The organism is Exiguobacterium sp. Helios, assembly GCF_014524545.1.
Taxonomy (GTDB): Bacteria; Bacillota; Bacilli; order Exiguobacteriales; family Exiguobacteriaceae; genus Exiguobacterium_A.
In genome coordinates this window covers 1,717,730-1,733,739 of record NZ_CP053557.1, presented here as the reverse complement: position 1 = coordinate 1,733,739, position 16,010 = coordinate 1,717,730, and the positions used below count along the sequence as shown (strand labels likewise).

Annotated in this window: 14 protein-coding genes; 5 read left to right on the top strand and 9 right to left on the bottom strand. The window is 48.4% G+C overall.

Features of this window, described 5'->3' with window-relative positions; translation table 11 throughout:
* Positions 1-53: 53 nt before the first annotated feature.
* The 4 genes from HNY42_RS09030 to HNY42_RS09015 form a co-directional block, all read right to left on the bottom strand.
* Entirely contained in the window at positions 54-761 is a 708-nt protein-coding gene (locus HNY42_RS09030; protein ID WP_255508290.1) for a 5'-methylthioadenosine/S-adenosylhomocysteine nucleosidase family protein, read from the bottom strand.
* Entirely contained in the window at positions 752-1,249 is a 498-nt protein-coding gene (locus HNY42_RS09025) for a hypothetical protein (protein ID WP_188004285.1), read from the bottom strand. Before HNY42_RS09025 ends, HNY42_RS09030 begins: the two co-directional genes overlap by 10 nt.
* A gap of 172 nt (positions 1,250-1,421) precedes the next feature.
* Positions 1,422-2,882, bottom strand: a complete 1,461-nt coding sequence (gene bglA, locus HNY42_RS09020) for a 6-phospho-beta-glucosidase BglA (RefSeq protein ID WP_188004284.1) — start codon at positions 2,880-2,882, stop codon at positions 1,422-1,424.
* 26 nt (positions 2,883-2,908) lie between these two features.
* On the bottom strand, positions 2,909-4,807 hold the full coding sequence (locus tag HNY42_RS09015; protein WP_188004283.1) for a beta-glucoside-specific PTS transporter subunit IIABC: 1,899 nt from the start codon (positions 4,805-4,807) through the stop codon (positions 2,909-2,911).
* 167 nt (positions 4,808-4,974) lie between these two features.
* On the opposite strand from HNY42_RS09015, the gene HNY42_RS09010 reads away from it, so the two are divergent.
* From HNY42_RS09010 to HNY42_RS09000, 3 genes are read left to right on the top strand one after another with little or no spacing between them, the layout of a single operon-like run.
* A complete protein-coding gene (locus tag HNY42_RS09010; RefSeq protein ID WP_188004282.1) occupies positions 4,975-5,685 on the top strand; it encodes a GntR family transcriptional regulator in 711 nt (236 codons plus the stop codon).
* A gap of 13 nt (positions 5,686-5,698) precedes the next feature.
* Positions 5,699-6,145 carry a hypothetical protein gene (locus tag HNY42_RS09005; protein WP_188004281.1) on the top strand — a complete coding sequence of 149 codons (447 nt, stop codon included), beginning with the start codon at positions 5,699-5,701 and terminating at the stop codon, positions 6,143-6,145.
* Between the two features lie 24 nt (positions 6,146-6,169).
* Entirely contained in the window at positions 6,170-6,610 is a 441-nt protein-coding gene (locus HNY42_RS09000; RefSeq protein ID WP_188004280.1) for a hypothetical protein, read from the top strand.
* A gap of 46 nt (positions 6,611-6,656) precedes the next feature.
* On the opposite strand, the gene HNY42_RS08995 is transcribed toward HNY42_RS09000, so the two are convergent.
* Positions 6,657-7,010 (bottom strand): hypothetical protein, encoded by a 354-nt coding sequence (locus tag HNY42_RS08995; RefSeq protein WP_188004279.1) that lies wholly within the window; start codon positions 7,008-7,010, stop codon positions 6,657-6,659.
* Positions 7,011-7,340: 330 nt separating this feature from the next.
* Between HNY42_RS08995 and HNY42_RS08990 the strand changes: the two genes are divergently transcribed.
* Positions 7,341-8,726, top strand: a complete 1,386-nt coding sequence (locus HNY42_RS08990; protein ID WP_188004278.1) for an MFS transporter — start codon at positions 7,341-7,343, stop codon at positions 8,724-8,726.
* 48 nt (positions 8,727-8,774) lie between these two features.
* Here the strand turns inward: HNY42_RS08990 and HNY42_RS08985 are convergent, their stop codons facing one another.
* From HNY42_RS08985 to HNY42_RS08970, 4 genes are all read right to left on the bottom strand, one after another.
* On the bottom strand, positions 8,775-10,220 hold the full coding sequence (locus HNY42_RS08985) for a glycoside hydrolase family 1 protein (protein ID WP_188004277.1): 1,446 nt from the start codon (positions 10,218-10,220) through the stop codon (positions 8,775-8,777).
* Between the two features lie 24 nt (positions 10,221-10,244).
* Complete coding sequence (locus HNY42_RS08980; protein WP_188004276.1) at positions 10,245-12,092, bottom strand: beta-glucoside-specific PTS transporter subunit IIABC; 1,848 nt, start codon at positions 12,090-12,092, stop codon at positions 10,245-10,247.
* Between the two features lie 88 nt (positions 12,093-12,180).
* Entirely contained in the window at positions 12,181-13,032 is an 852-nt protein-coding gene (gene licT, locus HNY42_RS08975) for a BglG family transcription antiterminator LicT (RefSeq protein WP_188004275.1), read from the bottom strand.
* 260 nt (positions 13,033-13,292) lie between these two features.
* Positions 13,293-14,597: a hemolysin family protein gene (locus tag HNY42_RS08970; protein WP_188004274.1), complete on the bottom strand. Its 1,305-nt coding sequence runs from the start codon at positions 14,595-14,597 to the stop codon at positions 13,293-13,295.
* 336 nt (positions 14,598-14,933) lie between these two features.
* Between HNY42_RS08970 and HNY42_RS08965 the strand changes: the two genes are divergently transcribed.
* Entirely contained in the window at positions 14,934-15,986 is a 1,053-nt protein-coding gene (locus HNY42_RS08965; protein WP_188004273.1) for a YrzE family protein, read from the top strand.
* Positions 15,987-16,010 lie beyond the last annotated feature (24 nt).

Sequence of the window (16,010 nt, the reverse complement as noted above, 5' to 3'; positions counted from 1 at the left end):
CCTCCAAGTGAAGCGTAGGTGGAGGTAGTTCAATCCGGGATGGCATTTTCCTCTTAAATAAATAACTGAAGATAATCGTCAAAAATCCGTGTCATGACTTTTGGTGTATTTGCGATATAGACATTAATCTGCTCCTGATTCGATTGAAGCGGGTCAAGACCCGTCTCATCGGTCGGAAAATCTGAGATGCCTTTGATGATGATGCACTCGATCTCATTTTTCCGGCAGATATAAGCGATTGCCGCCGCTTCCGTATCAGCGACCGTGATACCGTTTTCCTGCAGTTCCAAATAATCGCGCCACATGACGACAGCGCGGTCAGCTGTCCCGATTGTAGCGTTCTCGTCGATGCCGTATTTCGTGACATCGATTGGCACGACAAACGACGGTTTTAGCAACGGTTCAATTTCCTTGACCGTACAGTCATATTGAACGGCACGATCCGGAATAATGATGTCGAGTACGTCAAACCGTTTATCGATGCCGGCACACGTTCCGACGACGAGCACTTTCGTGATTGGAAAATGCGCCAACATGTACTGATTCCCGCCGACACCGTTTACTTTGCGGACACTGGTGCTGTAAAAGACGACCAGTGTCCCGTTGATTACCCGGAAAAAATATTTTCCATACGGATACGTCATCCGTTCCGTTTCTTTCACGTGAAAGTAATCTAACGTCGCTTCGAATTCCCAAACCGTCGCGATGCTGATACCAACCATGAAGCGGTGTTTGCCAACCGTCTCCGAACTCAATCCCATTTTTCCTCTTCATCCATCCAAATCCGCCGCTTCAAATCAAACGTTTCTCCTTCGTCATGGACATTAAAATAGGCTGGAAGCTTTACCCGATCTCCGCCCGCCTGTTGCCAACAACTGCTGAACCAATCCGCAAAGAGTTGTCGCTCCTGTTCAATCAAGATTTCTTCATTTTCCTCATGGAACACATCAAAGTCATCCGCTTGTTTCGGTTTAACGTGATAATACACCGCTTCGTCGAGCATCGACTTACTGCCGGCAAACCCCGTTGTCCCGGCTTCTTCAAACACTTCATTGGCTTCCCGGTCCATCGAAAAGAACATGATTGATAGATCATGCCACGACGGTTCGATAAATGCTGAAAAATCAAGAATCTCGACATCCGATGCAAAGGTTGCCTCTGCGATCACCTTCAAATTGTGGACCAGCACGTCTGTGTGCTGCGCAAGATTCGTTTTGATTGAAGCTAAATATTCATCAACTGTAAACATGGTTATAACCTCCATTACTATTTTGAATCATCCTGCATTTAGGATGATATCTGGTTATACATACAAATAATGGATAACCATCTTCTTATCATCACGTCTTTTCGTTGTTCAGGCAAGCCTTTTTTAGGGACAACAAATAACCTCCACCCGCTTCAGGTGGAGGTCTGTCTGATTAACGTTGTGCTGCTTTGTCATATGCCAGGTCTTGTCCGTTTGTTGCGATGACCTGTTTGTACCAGTCGAACGAATCTTTTTTCATCCGTTCCATCGAACCGTTGCCTTCGTTGTCGCGGTCGACATAAATCATCCCGTAACGTTTTTTCATCTCACCCGTCGTAAACGACACGATGTCGATGATGCCCCATGGTGTATAGCCCATCAGTTCGACGCCGTCTTCCGTGACCGCTTCCGTCAATGCCTCGATATGTGTCTTCAGATAATCAATCCGCGCGGCGTCATGAATCTTGCCGTCTTCAATCGTATCGACGGCCCCAAAACCGTTTTCGACGATGAAGAGCGGGAGTTGATACCGGTCATAGAGACGGTTCAGGACGTAGCGGAGTCCAATCGGATCAATCGCCCAACCCCAGTCGCTCGACTGGATGTACGGATTCTCGACACCGTTCGCCAGTCCCCCGTTGACGATGTTGCCTGTATTGTTGACAGTCGCATCGTGTTTGACGGTCGTCGACATGTAGTAACTGAAGCCGATGTAGTCAACGGTTCCGTTTTTCAGGATCTCGTCGTCGCCGTCGAGAATCGGAATCTGATACCCTTCGCGTTCGAACTCTTTTAAAGCATAGTTCGGATAATAACCACGTGCCTGAACATCCGGGAAGAAATAGCGCTGACGCATCGATTTTTCCGCCAGCATGACGTCTTCCGGATGCGACGAGTACGGATAAATCGGGACGTGCGAAATCATCGCTCCGATTTGGAAGTCGGGATTGATTTCTTTCCCTTTCGCGACGGCAAGAGCACTGGCAATCAACTCATGGTGACCGGTCTGATACATGACTTCCATCGCGTTTTCACCCGGCTCGACTTTGACACCGGAGTTCGTCCAGAGGAACAACGGATTCTCAACATCCATCTTGTTATTGATTTCGTTGAACGTCATCCAGTACGTTACTTTGTCTTTGTAACGCGTGAAGCAGACTTCGGCGAACCGTTCGAAGAACTCGGCGACTTTGCGATTGCGGAAACCGCCGTATTCACGGGCCAGATGCAACGGCATCTCGAAGTGTGACAAGGTGATGATCGGTTCGATGCCGTGTTTCAACAATTCGTCAAAGACGTCATCGTAAAACTGCAGTCCTGCTTCGTTCGGTTCCGTTTCATCTCCGTTCGGGAAAATCCGGCTCCAGCCGATCGACGTTCGGAGACACTTCAGACCCATCTCGGCAAACAGGGCGATGTCTTCTTTATAGCGGTGATAAAAATCGATTGCTTGATGGTTCGGGTAAAAAGTTCCTTCTTCAATCGTATCGGTGATCCGGCGGGCAACCCCGTGTTCACCAGCCGTCATGACATCGACGACGCTTGGTCCTTTACCACCGGCGTTCCAGCCACCTTCAAATTGATGGGCAGCGAGTGCTCCGCCCCATAAAAAGTCGTTTGGTAATGTTTTCATCTTCATTTCCTCCTTGTTTCTTTCTCTTATTTCACGATGATCAAAATTTCTGTGTTTGCTTCGACTGTACCGTTTTGCGTCGCAATAACTTCGGCGTAACTCGACGCGTTCGTGACAATAACGGGTGTAATTGTCTGTAAGCCGTGCTGTTCGATCGCTTCCGCGTCAAACGTCAATAGCGTTTGACCGGCTTCGACACTTGCCCCGTCCTCGACATGTAAGGTAAATGGCGTCCCGCCCAATTCGACTGTCTCGAGCCCGACGTGAATCAAGACTTCGACACCGCTCGTCGAGCGGAGACCGATCGCGTGTTTTGTCGGCGAAATCATGACGATCGTACCGGTGAATGGCGCGACGACCGTGTTTGAAGTCGGGCGAATCGCGATACCTTGTCCCATTGCTCCTGATGCAAAAACTTCGTCTGGTACGTCAGACAGTGGCACGAGTTGTCCTGCCAGTGGTGCTTGAATCGTTTCTTCGTTCGTCAACGTTGCACTGACTTCCTGCGCCGGCACCGGTGTCGCCGGCGCAGTTGCCACCGGGACGACTTTCTCTTCACCAAAGCCGAGAATTTGAATCAGAACGATCGGTAAAATCAAGGCAATCGCCGTTCCGATCAGCAATCCGACGATTGACGACGGATAGTCGGAACTGATGCCGTTGACGAGCGTCAATGGTCCCGGGAGACCAGCGTAAGCAAAGTAATACGGTTTGAAGAAACTGGCGACGACCGCTCCGACCGCGCCCGAGATACAGCCGTAGATGAACGGTTTCTTAAAGCGTAACGTCACGCCGTAGATGGCCGGTTCCGTAATCCCGAAGATTCCGGTCAGACCGGCTGAGACACCAACCTTTTTCGTTTCCTTGTTGCGGGTTTTTAAAATGACACCGATGACGGCACCGACTTGGGCGATGACGGCAATCGTCTGATACGCCTGGAACGAATCCCGACCATACTGTTCGAAGTTCGCCAGGACCATCGGCGTGACGCCCCAGTGGACGCCGAAGATGACGATGATTTGCCAAAAGCCGCCGATAATCAATCCGGCAAGTGCCGGCGCATTTTCCGCTAAATAGTTGTATCCGTTTGCAATTCCTTCCGCTCCGAGCGTCGTGATCGGACCGATGACAAGAATCGTCAGCGGCACCATGATAACCATACAAAAGAACGGTACGAACAACGGTTTGATGACTTCATTGATTGTCCGGTTCAGGAATTTCTCAAGATAGGACAGCAACCAGACGAGGAACAACGGCGGTAAGACCGATGACGTGTAGGTCGTTCCTGATAACGCGATGCCGATGAATGAAATCGACTCGCCTGACGTGATCCGTCCCGCCATCTCGGCCCAGGTCGGACTGACAAGTGCCGCACTACAGGCGACGGCGATGAACTGATTGACTTTAAAATGATTCGCTGCCGTGATGGCAATGAAAATCGGCAGGAATGTGAACGGTGCCCATGAGATAAAGCTGAACACTTCATATGTTCCCGTCGCGGCAAAGTCTTTAAACACAAGTGAAATTAAGATGAGTGCCCCCTGCAGGATACCGGCTGCCGCTAAAATATAGACGAACGGTGCAAAGACGGCGGACATCGTCGCGATGATCCGGTTCAAGATCGTTCCCTTCGGTGCTTCGGTTCCCTGATCCGAATTCCCGTCCTCTAATGAAACAAGTGGCCGGAATGCTTCATACACTTCCCCGACATGTTGTCCGATGACGACCTGGAACTGACCGCCTGATTCGACGACCGTGATGACACCCGGTAAAGCAGCGACCTGGTCTTTCGCCTTCGCATCCGATCGTTTCAAGACTAAACGAAGCCGTGTCGCACACCGCGCGACACTGATGATATTGTCCTCGCCGCCGACCGCTTCCAAAATCGAATGCGCCAGCTGCTGATAATCCCGCACTTTACTCATCCCTGAACCCCCTTTATTCTTCTAACACGAACTGTACATTCTCATTATAATTGTACATGTACAATTTATCAATCCATATTTAATCTAATTATTTGTATTATTTAGTTCGAAATCGTCTTATGCTATAGTGAAAAAGCAGAACAATTACTGGAAAATGAGGGTGAGCCATGCTGAAATACCAACAGACGGCAACGGAAATCGAAGCCTATATCGAACAACATGCCTTACAGCAAGGCGACAAACTGCCGGTTCTCGATCAATTGATCCGTCAATTTGAAGTCAGCAAGACAACGATGACGAAAGCACTGGAATTATTGGAGCGAAAAGGCATCATCTTTCAAGTCCGTGGCAGCGGAATTTTTGTCCGCAAGACCAATCGGAAAGGCTATATCGAGCTGTTTTCGACGCAAGGCTTTAAGCAGAATCTCGTCGAACATGACATCAAATCCAAAGTCCTGTCGTTTGAGTTAATCCCGTGTCCGGAAGCGATCGCTGAAAATCTCGGCTGCACGACTGATGAGATAGTTTATTACATTAAACGGATCCGCTACATCGACGGGCATATCATGTGTCTTGAGGAATCCTATTATCGTCAAGCCATCGTGCCTTACTTAAACCGGGAAATCGTTGAACAATCGATCTTTGAGTACCTCGAGACGGCACTCGGACTGAACATCGGCTTCTCGGATATGTATATGCATGTCGGTAAGTTGCCGGACGCGATCGCAACCCATTTGGAGCTCACAGCCGGTGATCCGGCATTGACGGTCGAGACGATCTTCCACCTGACGAACGGCCGTCCGTTCGACTACTCCGTCATTACCTATCATTACGAGCACTCGCAATTCGTCGTTCAGGCGAACGGCTTGTATTTATAAGGGTGATGATCGCATGAATAAAGAAGTGCTTTTTTATTACGGCATACTTGCTGGCGGTTTTGTATTACTTATACTGAGCGTGTTACTATTTTTTTCGTTTCGTCATGACAATGAGGCGAGATTTAAACATTATATCGGGACTTTTCTGATGTTATTGTGCGGTGTAGGACTGATTTGGTATACCGTTCCCAGCCTGAAATACGTCGTCTACCATGATTATGCGACGACTAAAGGAGTCTGTACGGTGGAGTACGATGATCAATCCAAACCGCGGACGATTGATCTTTACTACGACAAAACAGGCGACTATTTCAGTTTCTTGGATCGGGCAGACCTCGGCGCATACGGACCGGATGTCCCGTATACGTGTCACGTGACGACGACAAAAGATCATGAATTCGAGATTTCTTATCGGATTTACGATTTAAAGACAGATAAGTTATTGTATTCATCTGAATGATCGAATTGAAAAGGACGTGTATGAATGAATTCTGAAATCATCACTTATTTTTTCATTTTCTTGTTAGGTGTTTCATTTTTCTTACCGGCCTGTTACCTTTTGGTCCTTCATTTTGACAACAAACAGCATTCCTTTTTCAAAAAACTCAAATGGACAGGTATCCTATTAATCGGATTGCTGTGTCTGTGGATGACAATGCCGAGCTTCACCGAGATGGTGTTTCGTGATTACCGTGTATTAGAAGGTGCCTGTGTTTTAGAACCGTCTGAGTCAAAAAGAACATCCATCGATATCACGTTAACGGAAACCAACGACACATTTTCTTTCCGTGACGCACCGGATCTTGAGGCTTACGGCAAAAAGGTTCCGTATTATTGCCGGATGACGACGACTCGGAATCAGGCGTTCGAAATTAATTACCGGGTCTACGAAAAAGATACGAAAAAGCTGCTCTATGCAAATTGAGCAGACAAAACAAGCGGAGTCCCTGTGAATAGGAACTCCGCTTGTCTTATTGTTCGATGCCGGCACGTTCAGCCGGTTCGAGAAACAATTCATCATCAAATGTCGTCAGTTCAATCATTCGACCGTCTTTTTCATACCAGGCGGCCAGTCCTTCACGGTCGACCCACTTCCAGCCGGCTTGCCGGATTCGCATTTCGTATAATACGCCGGGTCCTTCGACTTCCGACACGAGATGCGTCTTGACTAATAAGCCCTCCGGCTTTTCCTCGACCGTCCCCGTCCGTGGAATCGGAAAACCGTTCACTTGTGACGTCTCAAACAGATAATACCAAGCCGTTCCGCTGATGATCACCACACCTAACAAACCTGCCAGCCACTTTCCCATGCGTCTCGTATTCATGTCATCCAGCCCCTCTTCACTCATCTATGTATCTACTTAATTTTACCAATCATTTCCTTAACTTGACCTCCTGCTTAGGGCGGATTCTTAACGAACAAACAAAATGAAAACGAATGAGAAACGTGTCATTTTTGTGAAAAGAAATGAAAAAAATTAATATTTTTTCATTTATCTTGACGACAAGACGTCTTCCTTACAGTCTCAACGGTTTGACAACTCCCGGCACAGAGCCGTTTTCAGTCATTCTCAAGTCGTTAAGCGTCTTAGCGACTTGACTTCATTCCCTACTATGTTACGATACGAACTTATTAAAGGGAGTGAACAGAACTTATGAAATTCAGAAAAGAAAAAGTCAATGTCGTCGACATGAAGCAAACCAAAAAAAGTGTCTACGCGACCGGAATTGGGAATGCGATGGAATGGTTCGATTTTGGTCTTTATTCCTATCTCGCAATCATCATCAGTCAAAACTTCTTTAGTGCTGTTGAAAATGATGAATTGAAGCTTGTCTTTACCTTTGCGACGTTTGCGATCGCTTTTTTAATGCGACCAATCGGCGGAATCGTTTTCGGACGAATCGGAGATCGCCTTGGACGAAAGGTTGTCCTGACGACGACCATCGTCATGATGGCAGCGTCCACCCTGCTCATCGGTCTGTTACCAACGTATGATCAAATTGGGATTTGGGCACCGATTCTACTGTTACTGGCTCGGATTCTACAAGGTTTCTCAACCGGCGGTGAATATGCCGGCGCGATGGTTTATATCGCGGAATCATCACCGGACAATAAACGAAGCGCCCTCGGAAGTGGTCTTGAAATCGGGACACTCGGTGGTTACATTTTAGCTTCGATTCTTGCGACTGTGCTGTTCGTCACGTTATCCGACGATCAAATGGCATCGTGGGGCTGGCGGATTCCGTTTATCTTAGGAGCACCGCTCGGACTGTTTGGTCTGTACTTGCGTCGCCACCTCGATGAATCACCAATTTTCGAAAATGAAATTAATGAAAATACGGAAGAACCGGCATCGTTCCGCGAAATTCTCCGGGACCACAAACGCGATATCATCGTTTGTTTCATCGCCGTTGCGTTCTTCAACATTACGAACTACATGTTACTGTCGTATATGCCGTCTTACCTGAATGAAGTCATGGGCATCTCAAGCTCAACGAGTACGATTTTGATTACCGGTGTCATGTTCATCATGATTCCGCTCGCCTACTTTTTCGGTAAACTCAGCGACAAAAAAGGGAATCGTAACATCGTCCTGTTTGCATTGGCCGGTCTGTCGATTCTGTCGATTCTCTCGTTCTACCTGATTGGTCTGAAGCCACTCTTGTTCGTCGGAATCGGAATCTTCATTCTTGGATTCTTCCTCGCCATCTTCGAGGGAACGATGCCAAGTCTGTTGCCGAGTATCTTTTATACAGACGTCCGTTACCGGACATTGTCTGTCACATTTAACGTTTCCGTCTCGATTTTCGGCGGAACGACACCACTTGTCTCGACATGGCTCGTCCATACGACACAAAATCCGCTCGCACCGGCGTATTACCTGACAGCCGTCAGCGTGATCGGCTTCATCACGTTCTTCTTCTTTTTCAAGAGCACATCGGGTAAAGCCTTAAAAGGTTCCCACCCGACCGTCTCGACGGAAAAAGAACTGCAAGCCGTTGCCAAAAAACCGGATGATGCTTTATGGTGGACTGAATAATCGATTAAAAAAAGACCGGTTTCGCTTCTGCGATGCCGGTCTTTTTGCTTATTTTGAAACGGACGTCTGCGTCAATGTTACACCGTTTGAGGCAATGACTTCCTTGTACCAATAAAATGAATCTTTCCGCGACCGCGCCAGTGTTCCCGACCCGTCATCATGTTTGTCGACATAGATGAATCCGTAGCGTTTGCTGTATTCCCCGGTCGACGCACTGACGAGGTCGATGCAGCCCCAGCTTGTATACCCCATCATCTCGACACCGTCCCCAATCGCTTCCATCATCGCTTTCAAGTGCCCTTCAAGATACGCGATCCGGTACGAGTCATGAACCGCACCGTCCGCTTCGACTTTATCGTAAGCACCAAGTCCGTTTTCGACGATGAACAACGGAATCTGATACCGGTCATACAATTTATTTAAGATGATCCGCAACCCGTCCGGATCGATTTCCCAGCCCCAGTCGCTTGCTTTCAAGTACGGATTCTTGACGCCGCTCATGATGTTGCCGCCGGCCTCACCTCCGTCTTTCTCTGCTTTTTCCGTCCGTGACATGTAGTAGCTGAGCGAGAAGAAATCGACGGTGTAGTCACGCAACAATTCAAGATCGCCGTCTTCGACAACCAGCTCGATATTGTTTTCAGTGAAGAAACGGTCGGCAAACGCCGGATAGGCGCCGCGGACGTGAACATCCCCGCAGAAATAGTTCATCATCCGTTCTTCTTCCAGGGCGAACTGAACGTCGACCGGGTTTGAGCTGAACGGATAAACCGGAGCGGCAATCAGCATGCAGCCGATTTGCATCGTCGGATCAATTTCCCGGGCAGCTTTCGTCGCCAGACTGCTCGCGACGAACTGATGATGCAAACCTTGATAGGTCGACTGCAACATGTTTTCCTCTTCGCGGACTGCCATCCCAAGGCTGAGCATCGGCATGAACTGAGCGCCGTTGATTTCGTTAAAGGTCAGCCAGTATTTGACCTTTCCTTGATAACGCTCGAACAAGACCCGGCTGTAGCGTTCAAAGAACGTCACGAGCCGGCGATCGCGCCAGCCGCCGTATTCTTTTGCCAAATGGAGCGGCAGTTCGTAATGCGAAATCGTGACGAGCGGCTCAATGCCGTGTTTCAGCAATTCATCAAAGACGTTGTCATAAAACTGCAGACCCGCTTCATTTGGTTCCGTTTCGTTCCCGTTCGGGAAGATCCGGCTCCAGGCGATCGACATTCGGTACGTTTTGAAGCCCATTTCGGCAAACAGGGCAATGTCTTCTTTATAGCGACTGTAAAAATCAATGCTGTCATGATTCGGATACGTATACTCTTCTTTTAACTCGAAATCGAACTGCGGATCATGGATGACCTGCATCCGGTGTTTGCCACCCGGCATAACGTCAGCAATCGACAATCCTTTGCCGTCTGTTGCGTACGCCCCTTCGAGTTGATTGGCAGCCGTTGCGCCGCCCCATAGAAAATCGGATTTGATCTGTTTCATGAATAATTCCTCCTCTGATTGGTTTTAGACTAAGATGCGTAAGACATCGCGTGACGGTTCGACCGTTCCTTGATACGTCGGTAAGACGTCGAGATAACTCGCTGTATTCGTCACGATGATCGGCGTGATGACGTCATATCCGGCTTGTTTGATCCGCTCGATATCGAAGCGGATCAACGGATCACCGACCCGGATTGCCTGACCACTCTCGACGAACGACTCAAAGTGTTGACCGTTCAGCTGGACGGTGTCGAGACCGATGTGAACCAAAATTTCAACGCCGGTGTCCGACCGTAGACCGATCGCATGTTTCGATGGATACACCGTGACGACTTCTCCGTCAAACGGGGCATAGACGACACCTTCATCCGGAATGATCGCTAATCCTTTTCCCATTGCGCCGCTTGAGAAGACGGCATCATCGACTTGTTCAAGTGAAATGATTTCACCTTTGACCGGTGCGAGGACCGGTAAGCCAACCTGTTCGCTGATCGTCGGTATTTCTTGCGTAACCTGTTCGTTGTCGCGGGCAAAGAAGTATGTCAGTCCGAACGACACGAGTGTCGCGACAGCAAGACCAATCAGTGCACCCCAGAACGTCAAGTTGAGACCGTCCTGCGGAATCATGACCGGAATACCGAAAATCCCGAGTCCGCCCATCGCGTAGGAAGCTGTTCCGAGCCCGCCGCCGACCAGTCCGCCGACCGCTCCACCGATAACACCAAAAATGAATGGTTTTTTCCGCGGTAACGTCAACCCGTACATCGCCGGTTCCGTGATCCCGAAGATGCCGGCAATCGTCGAAGATGTACCGAGTCCTTTGATTTTCGGATCTTTCGCCCGCATCGTGATGGCGAAGACGGCTCCGACCTGACCAAATGTCGCCATCAGGACACCGACTGTAATCGTGTCAAAACCGTTGACTGCCAGGTTATTGATAATGATCGGCACCAGTCCCCAGTGGAGACCAAACATGACGAAGATTTGCCAAAAGGCTCCGATGAAGGCAATCGCGATGACCGGACTCAAGTTGTAGAGGAACGAGTAACCGGCTGCAAGCCCTTGGCTCGCGTATGTCGCAAGTGGTCCAATCGCAAGGAACGTTACCGGAACGACGATCATCAGGACGAGCATCGGTGTCGTAAAGTTTTTGACCGCTTCATGCGAGTGACGGTTAAAGAATTTTTCAAGTTTTGATGAGACAAGCGTCGCCAAGATAATCGGAATGACGGATGAAGCATAACTCATCAGAACAACCGGAATCGTCAGGAAGGTCAGACTCTCACCGGAAGCTTGCAGGGCGACGATCGACGGATAGACGAGCGCTCCCCCGATAATCATTCCGATATACGGATTGCCGCCGAATTTTTTCGCCGCCGAATGTCCGAGAACGACCGGCAGGAAGTAAAACAGAGCATCCGCCGTCGCGTTCAAGACGATGTACGTGCCCATCGTCGGTGTCAATAAGCCGGTCGCAACAAGAATCGCGAGCAATCCTTTTAATAATCCGCTTCCTGCCATCGGTCCGAGGATCGGTGTAAAGATACCGGCAATCGTATCGATGAAGCGGTTGAATAAACTGGTCTTTTCCGTCTCTTCCGACGTTTCCTGACCGATTCCGTGCAGTTCGTTGTAGACGTCGCCGACATGGTTGCCTATGACGACCTGGAACTGACCGCCGCTCTTGACGACGGTGATGATACCGTCGACCTGTTTTAACGCTTCGGCATCAGCTTTTTGTTCATCCTTTAGTTTGAAACGTAACCGTGTCGCGCAATGGAAGACGGTCTTGACGTTGTCTTCGCCCCCGACCAATCGGACGATAACTTGTGCAAGTGTTTGATATTTGCCCACCTGACTCACTCCATTCATGATTTTTTGGAATAAAAAAACCTAAACGACGACAAGTGAAAACCACCTGTAATCATTTAGGTTTGGCCCGCTGCTGCGGTAACCATCCTTAGGATTGATTCTGTTTCATGAGATTTTCGATATGAATCATCAAGTAAAGCCGTTCATCTTTTGAAACCGTGTAGTCATACTTCCCAGTAATCAGATTAGCGATTTTTTCGACACACTCAAACGCTTTCGGATAACGGGATTTGACCATTTCATACAATTCTTCATCTCCGCCCGGGTTCAGCTTCTTCTTGGAGACGATTCGCTGAACAAAAAACTTGAGATGGGTTAAAAAGCGGCCGTACGCGTGAGACTCTTCATCCAGTTCGACCTGGAAATGATAGGTGATGATCGTCATGATTGCTTGCGTCGCCTTCGTCATCTCGGTGACGATGTGTAAACTTTCGCCTTTGACGCCGGACATCGAGGCATTGACCAGATGCAACGCAATCGAGACCGCCTCCTCTTCGTCGAGATTGACGCCATGCCGTTCATTGATCAGCCGGACCGCTTCTTTGCCGGCCGCAAACTCCGGACCATAAAACCGTTTGACTTCCCAGACGAGCGGATTCCGGATCATGATTCCGTCTGCATATCGTGACAGTGCGTAGTGGATATGATCGGCCAGTGTCACGTACACCGTATCATGCAGCGATTTATTGAGTCTGGCTTCGGCCATCTTGACGATTTCCTTGACCGTCTCGATTTCAGCCTGCGGCATCTCGTTCAAAAAATCGATGAATCGTTCCCGGCTCTCTTTACTCTCGAGCGTAAAGACTTTTTCGATTCTCGATTCGTCAATTACATCGCCCATTCGTTTTTGAAATGCGATTCCCCGCCCCATGACCACATGTTCCTGTCCGTTCGATTCAATCGCCACGACATTGTTATTGAAGACTTTCACGATTTGCACGGAACCCCTCACCTCCACCCTTAGAGCATCGTATTGAAAAGAAAAAACCTAAATTCATATCCATCGCCGCAACACGCAACAGATATCAATTTAGGTTTTGCCTGCTTTCGCAGTAACAATCCTGATTGGTTTATTCTTTTCATTACTAGAATACGATGGAATGGATGCTGCGTCAATCCTTTTTATGAAGCGCTTTCAAAATATATTTTGAAACAGAAAAAACAAGCACTCCTTGAGACACAGAGCGCTTGCTTCAACTGTTAGGACAACTGTTTCAAGATCAGTTTCACTTGCTGGATTTGGTAGTTCTCGACGTGTAACAGTTCGAGATCGTACGCCTCTGTCTCATACCGTTCCCCGACCTGATAGTCCGTTCCTTTTGCCTGGATGAACCCGGCAATCGTATCGATTTCGTCCGCATCAGGAAACGTCAGGTTAAAGCGCTCAACTAAATCTGCGAGGAGAACTGTTCCCGACAGTTGGTATTCCGTCTTTGAAATCGTTTCGATATCAGCCTGTTCATCTTCATCAAACTCATCGCGGATCTCACCGACGATTTCTTCAAGCAAGTCCTCCATCGCAATCATGCCGGCAGTCCCGCCGTATTCGTCGATGACGAGCGCGATGTGGGAACGCGTCACCTTCATCTTCAGCAACGTTTCCTGAAGCGGTGTGATTTCCGATACAGCGGGAATGTCTTTCAGATACTTTCGTAAATCCCGCTGTTGATCGTTTGCCTGATCCGTCAGGACTTCCTTGACGTTGACGTAGCCGATGATTTTGTCTTTATCGAAATCTTCAATGACCGGATAACGCGTGTACTGATTGTCGGTCATGACCTGCAGGATTTCCGTCCACGTCATGCTGAGCGAGAGCGTCGTCACGTTCATCCGCGGCACCATGATGTCTTTCGTCACCCGCTCATCAAACGCAAACACGTTTTGCATCAAGGCGAGTTCCGTCTGATTGATTTCACCGCTCTTAAAGCTTTGCGACATGATGATTTTCAACTCTTCTTCCGAGTGGGCTTGTTCGTGTCCTGCCGGCTGAACGCCGAACAGACGTAAGAAAATCCGGGCCGAACCGTTCATGACCCAGATGAACGGGTACATGATTTTACCGAACACATATAACGCCGGCGCAAGGAGTAATGTCATCCGTTCTGCATACTGGATCGCCAGTGTCTTTGGTGCGAGCTCTCCGATGACGACGTGCAGGAATGTGACCGAAACGAAAGCAATCGTGTACGACAGGATCGTCGACAGCGCCGCAGCGACACCAAATTCATCGAACACCGGTCCGAGCAACTTTTCGACGGTCGGTTTCCCGAGTGCTCCAAGACCGAGTGCCGTAATTGTGATTCCGAGCTGACAGGCGGACAGATAGTAGTCCAAATCACTGGCGACTTTTTTTGCCAGGACCGCGCCCTTATTTCCTTCCTGAATCATTTGATCAAGCCGCGACATCCGAACCTTGACGACCGCAAACTCCGAGCCGACGAAAAACGCCGTTAAGACAATCAACAATACAAGCAACGCCAAATTCAATACCAACAATATGTCCAATCCATTCCCCTGAGACAGGGGGTCACCTCCGGTAAAATAGTTTGAATCGTAAAATGATTCCTGCATTTGAACCGTACAGTAAAACGTTATGGTTATTATAGTATCGGATGACCTTCAAATTGGCAACTGTTTTGAATCGTATTTTTCGATTAATTATCAGAATAATCGGATTACAGTTTCTAAAAGGAGTACTTTTGATACTAGGTTTCTTTTGTCCGGATAGCGGCAATATAAGAGCTATGCACATCAACATCTCAAGTTTAAACAGTTCAAATCAAAGTTTCTTGAAGTCAAGTGATGTACGTAAAATCGTAAGTGGAGAGGTAGTGGATTTTTATGGAAAAAACAAGAAAAGGTTTCTCGTCGTACTTGCGACCGGAAGCAGATGGTGCAGGTCGAAACATTTCCTGGAGCTCAATCATCGCCGGAGTCGTATCATTTTTCGCACTTTTAATTACATTCAGTTTAATCGGTTCAGCCATCGGCTTTGGTGTCACGGACGTCACGTCCGATAAACCGTTTGACGGCGTCGGCATCGGGTTAGCCATCTGGGCGATTCTCTCACTCTTGATCTCATTGTTCGTCGCCGGCTTCGTTTCCGGTGTGACATCATCGCGTGCCGGACTCGTTCACGGGTTCCTCACATGGTCGACAAGTGTCATTCTCTTGTTCGCTTTGTTGACATTCACGACAATCAACACGTTCCAAACAGTCGGTTCTGTGCTTGGTACAGTCGGTGGTGCAGCAGGTCAAGGTGTCGGCGCCATCGCCAGCACAACATCAGACGCTGTCTCAAAAGGATTCAGCTCAGTGACGGATAACGTCTCAAACGTCGATACAAAAGAACTTGAAGGAAATGTCGATGAGATTCTGAAAGATACAGACATTCCGGAATTACAACCGAACTACTTGCAAGGGCAGCTCGATGCCGTCAAAGATGACGCAACAGCAGCCGGTAAAGACGTTTTAACAAAACCGGATGACTTCGACAAAATCGTCAGCGATCTCGGTGACAAATTGACAGCACGTTCAGAAAAAATCCAAAAATCAGTCGATGAAGATAAAATCGCTGAAGCCGTTGCTCAAAACACAGACCTTTCACAAGCAGAGGCTGACAAAGCAACGAAAAATATCGTTGACGGTTTAAACCAGGCAACAAGCGAAACAAGCAAACAAATCGAAAACGCAAAACAAACACTTGATGAAACATCAGCTGATCTCAAGAAAACAGTTGAAGATGTTCGTGTTCAAACAGAACAAGCGACACAAACAGCATCTAAAGTTTCAATCTGGGGCTTCGTCGCTCTCATCTTAACGATGATCGTGACATCAATCGCCGGCATCACAGGTTCACGTGTTGCTTCACGCGGTCGTATCGCCAACAAATAATTAAATGTTTGCAGCCGAAGGTCC

Coding starts and splice junctions, on each gene's coding strand:
- HNY42_RS09030 (WP_255508290.1), bottom strand. CDS start 761: ATGGGATTGAGTTCGGAGACGGTTGGCAAACACCGCTTCATGGTTGGT.
- HNY42_RS09025 (WP_188004285.1), bottom strand. CDS start 1,249: ATGTTTACAGTTGATGAATATTTAGCTTCAATCAAAACGAATCTTGCG.
- bglA (WP_188004284.1), bottom strand. CDS start 2,882: ATGAAAACATTACCAAACGACTTTTTATGGGGCGGAGCACTCGCTGCC.
- HNY42_RS09015 (WP_188004283.1), bottom strand. CDS start 4,807: ATGAGTAAAGTGCGGGATTATCAGCAGCTGGCGCATTCGATTTTGGAA.
- HNY42_RS09010 (WP_188004282.1), top strand. CDS start 4,975: ATGCTGAAATACCAACAGACGGCAACGGAAATCGAAGCCTATATCGAA.
- HNY42_RS09005 (WP_188004281.1), top strand. CDS start 5,699: ATGAATAAAGAAGTGCTTTTTTATTACGGCATACTTGCTGGCGGTTTT.
- HNY42_RS09000 (WP_188004280.1), top strand. CDS start 6,170: ATGAATTCTGAAATCATCACTTATTTTTTCATTTTCTTGTTAGGTGTT.
- HNY42_RS08995 (WP_188004279.1), bottom strand. CDS start 7,010: ATGAATACGAGACGCATGGGAAAGTGGCTGGCAGGTTTGTTAGGTGTG.
- HNY42_RS08990 (WP_188004278.1), top strand. CDS start 7,341: ATGAAATTCAGAAAAGAAAAAGTCAATGTCGTCGACATGAAGCAAACC.
- HNY42_RS08985 (WP_188004277.1), bottom strand. CDS start 10,220: ATGAAACAGATCAAATCCGATTTTCTATGGGGCGGCGCAACGGCTGCC.
- HNY42_RS08980 (WP_188004276.1), bottom strand. CDS start 12,092: ATGAATGGAGTGAGTCAGGTGGGCAAATATCAAACACTTGCACAAGTT.
- HNY42_RS08965 (WP_188004273.1), top strand. CDS start 14,934: ATGGAAAAAACAAGAAAAGGTTTCTCGTCGTACTTGCGACCGGAAGCA.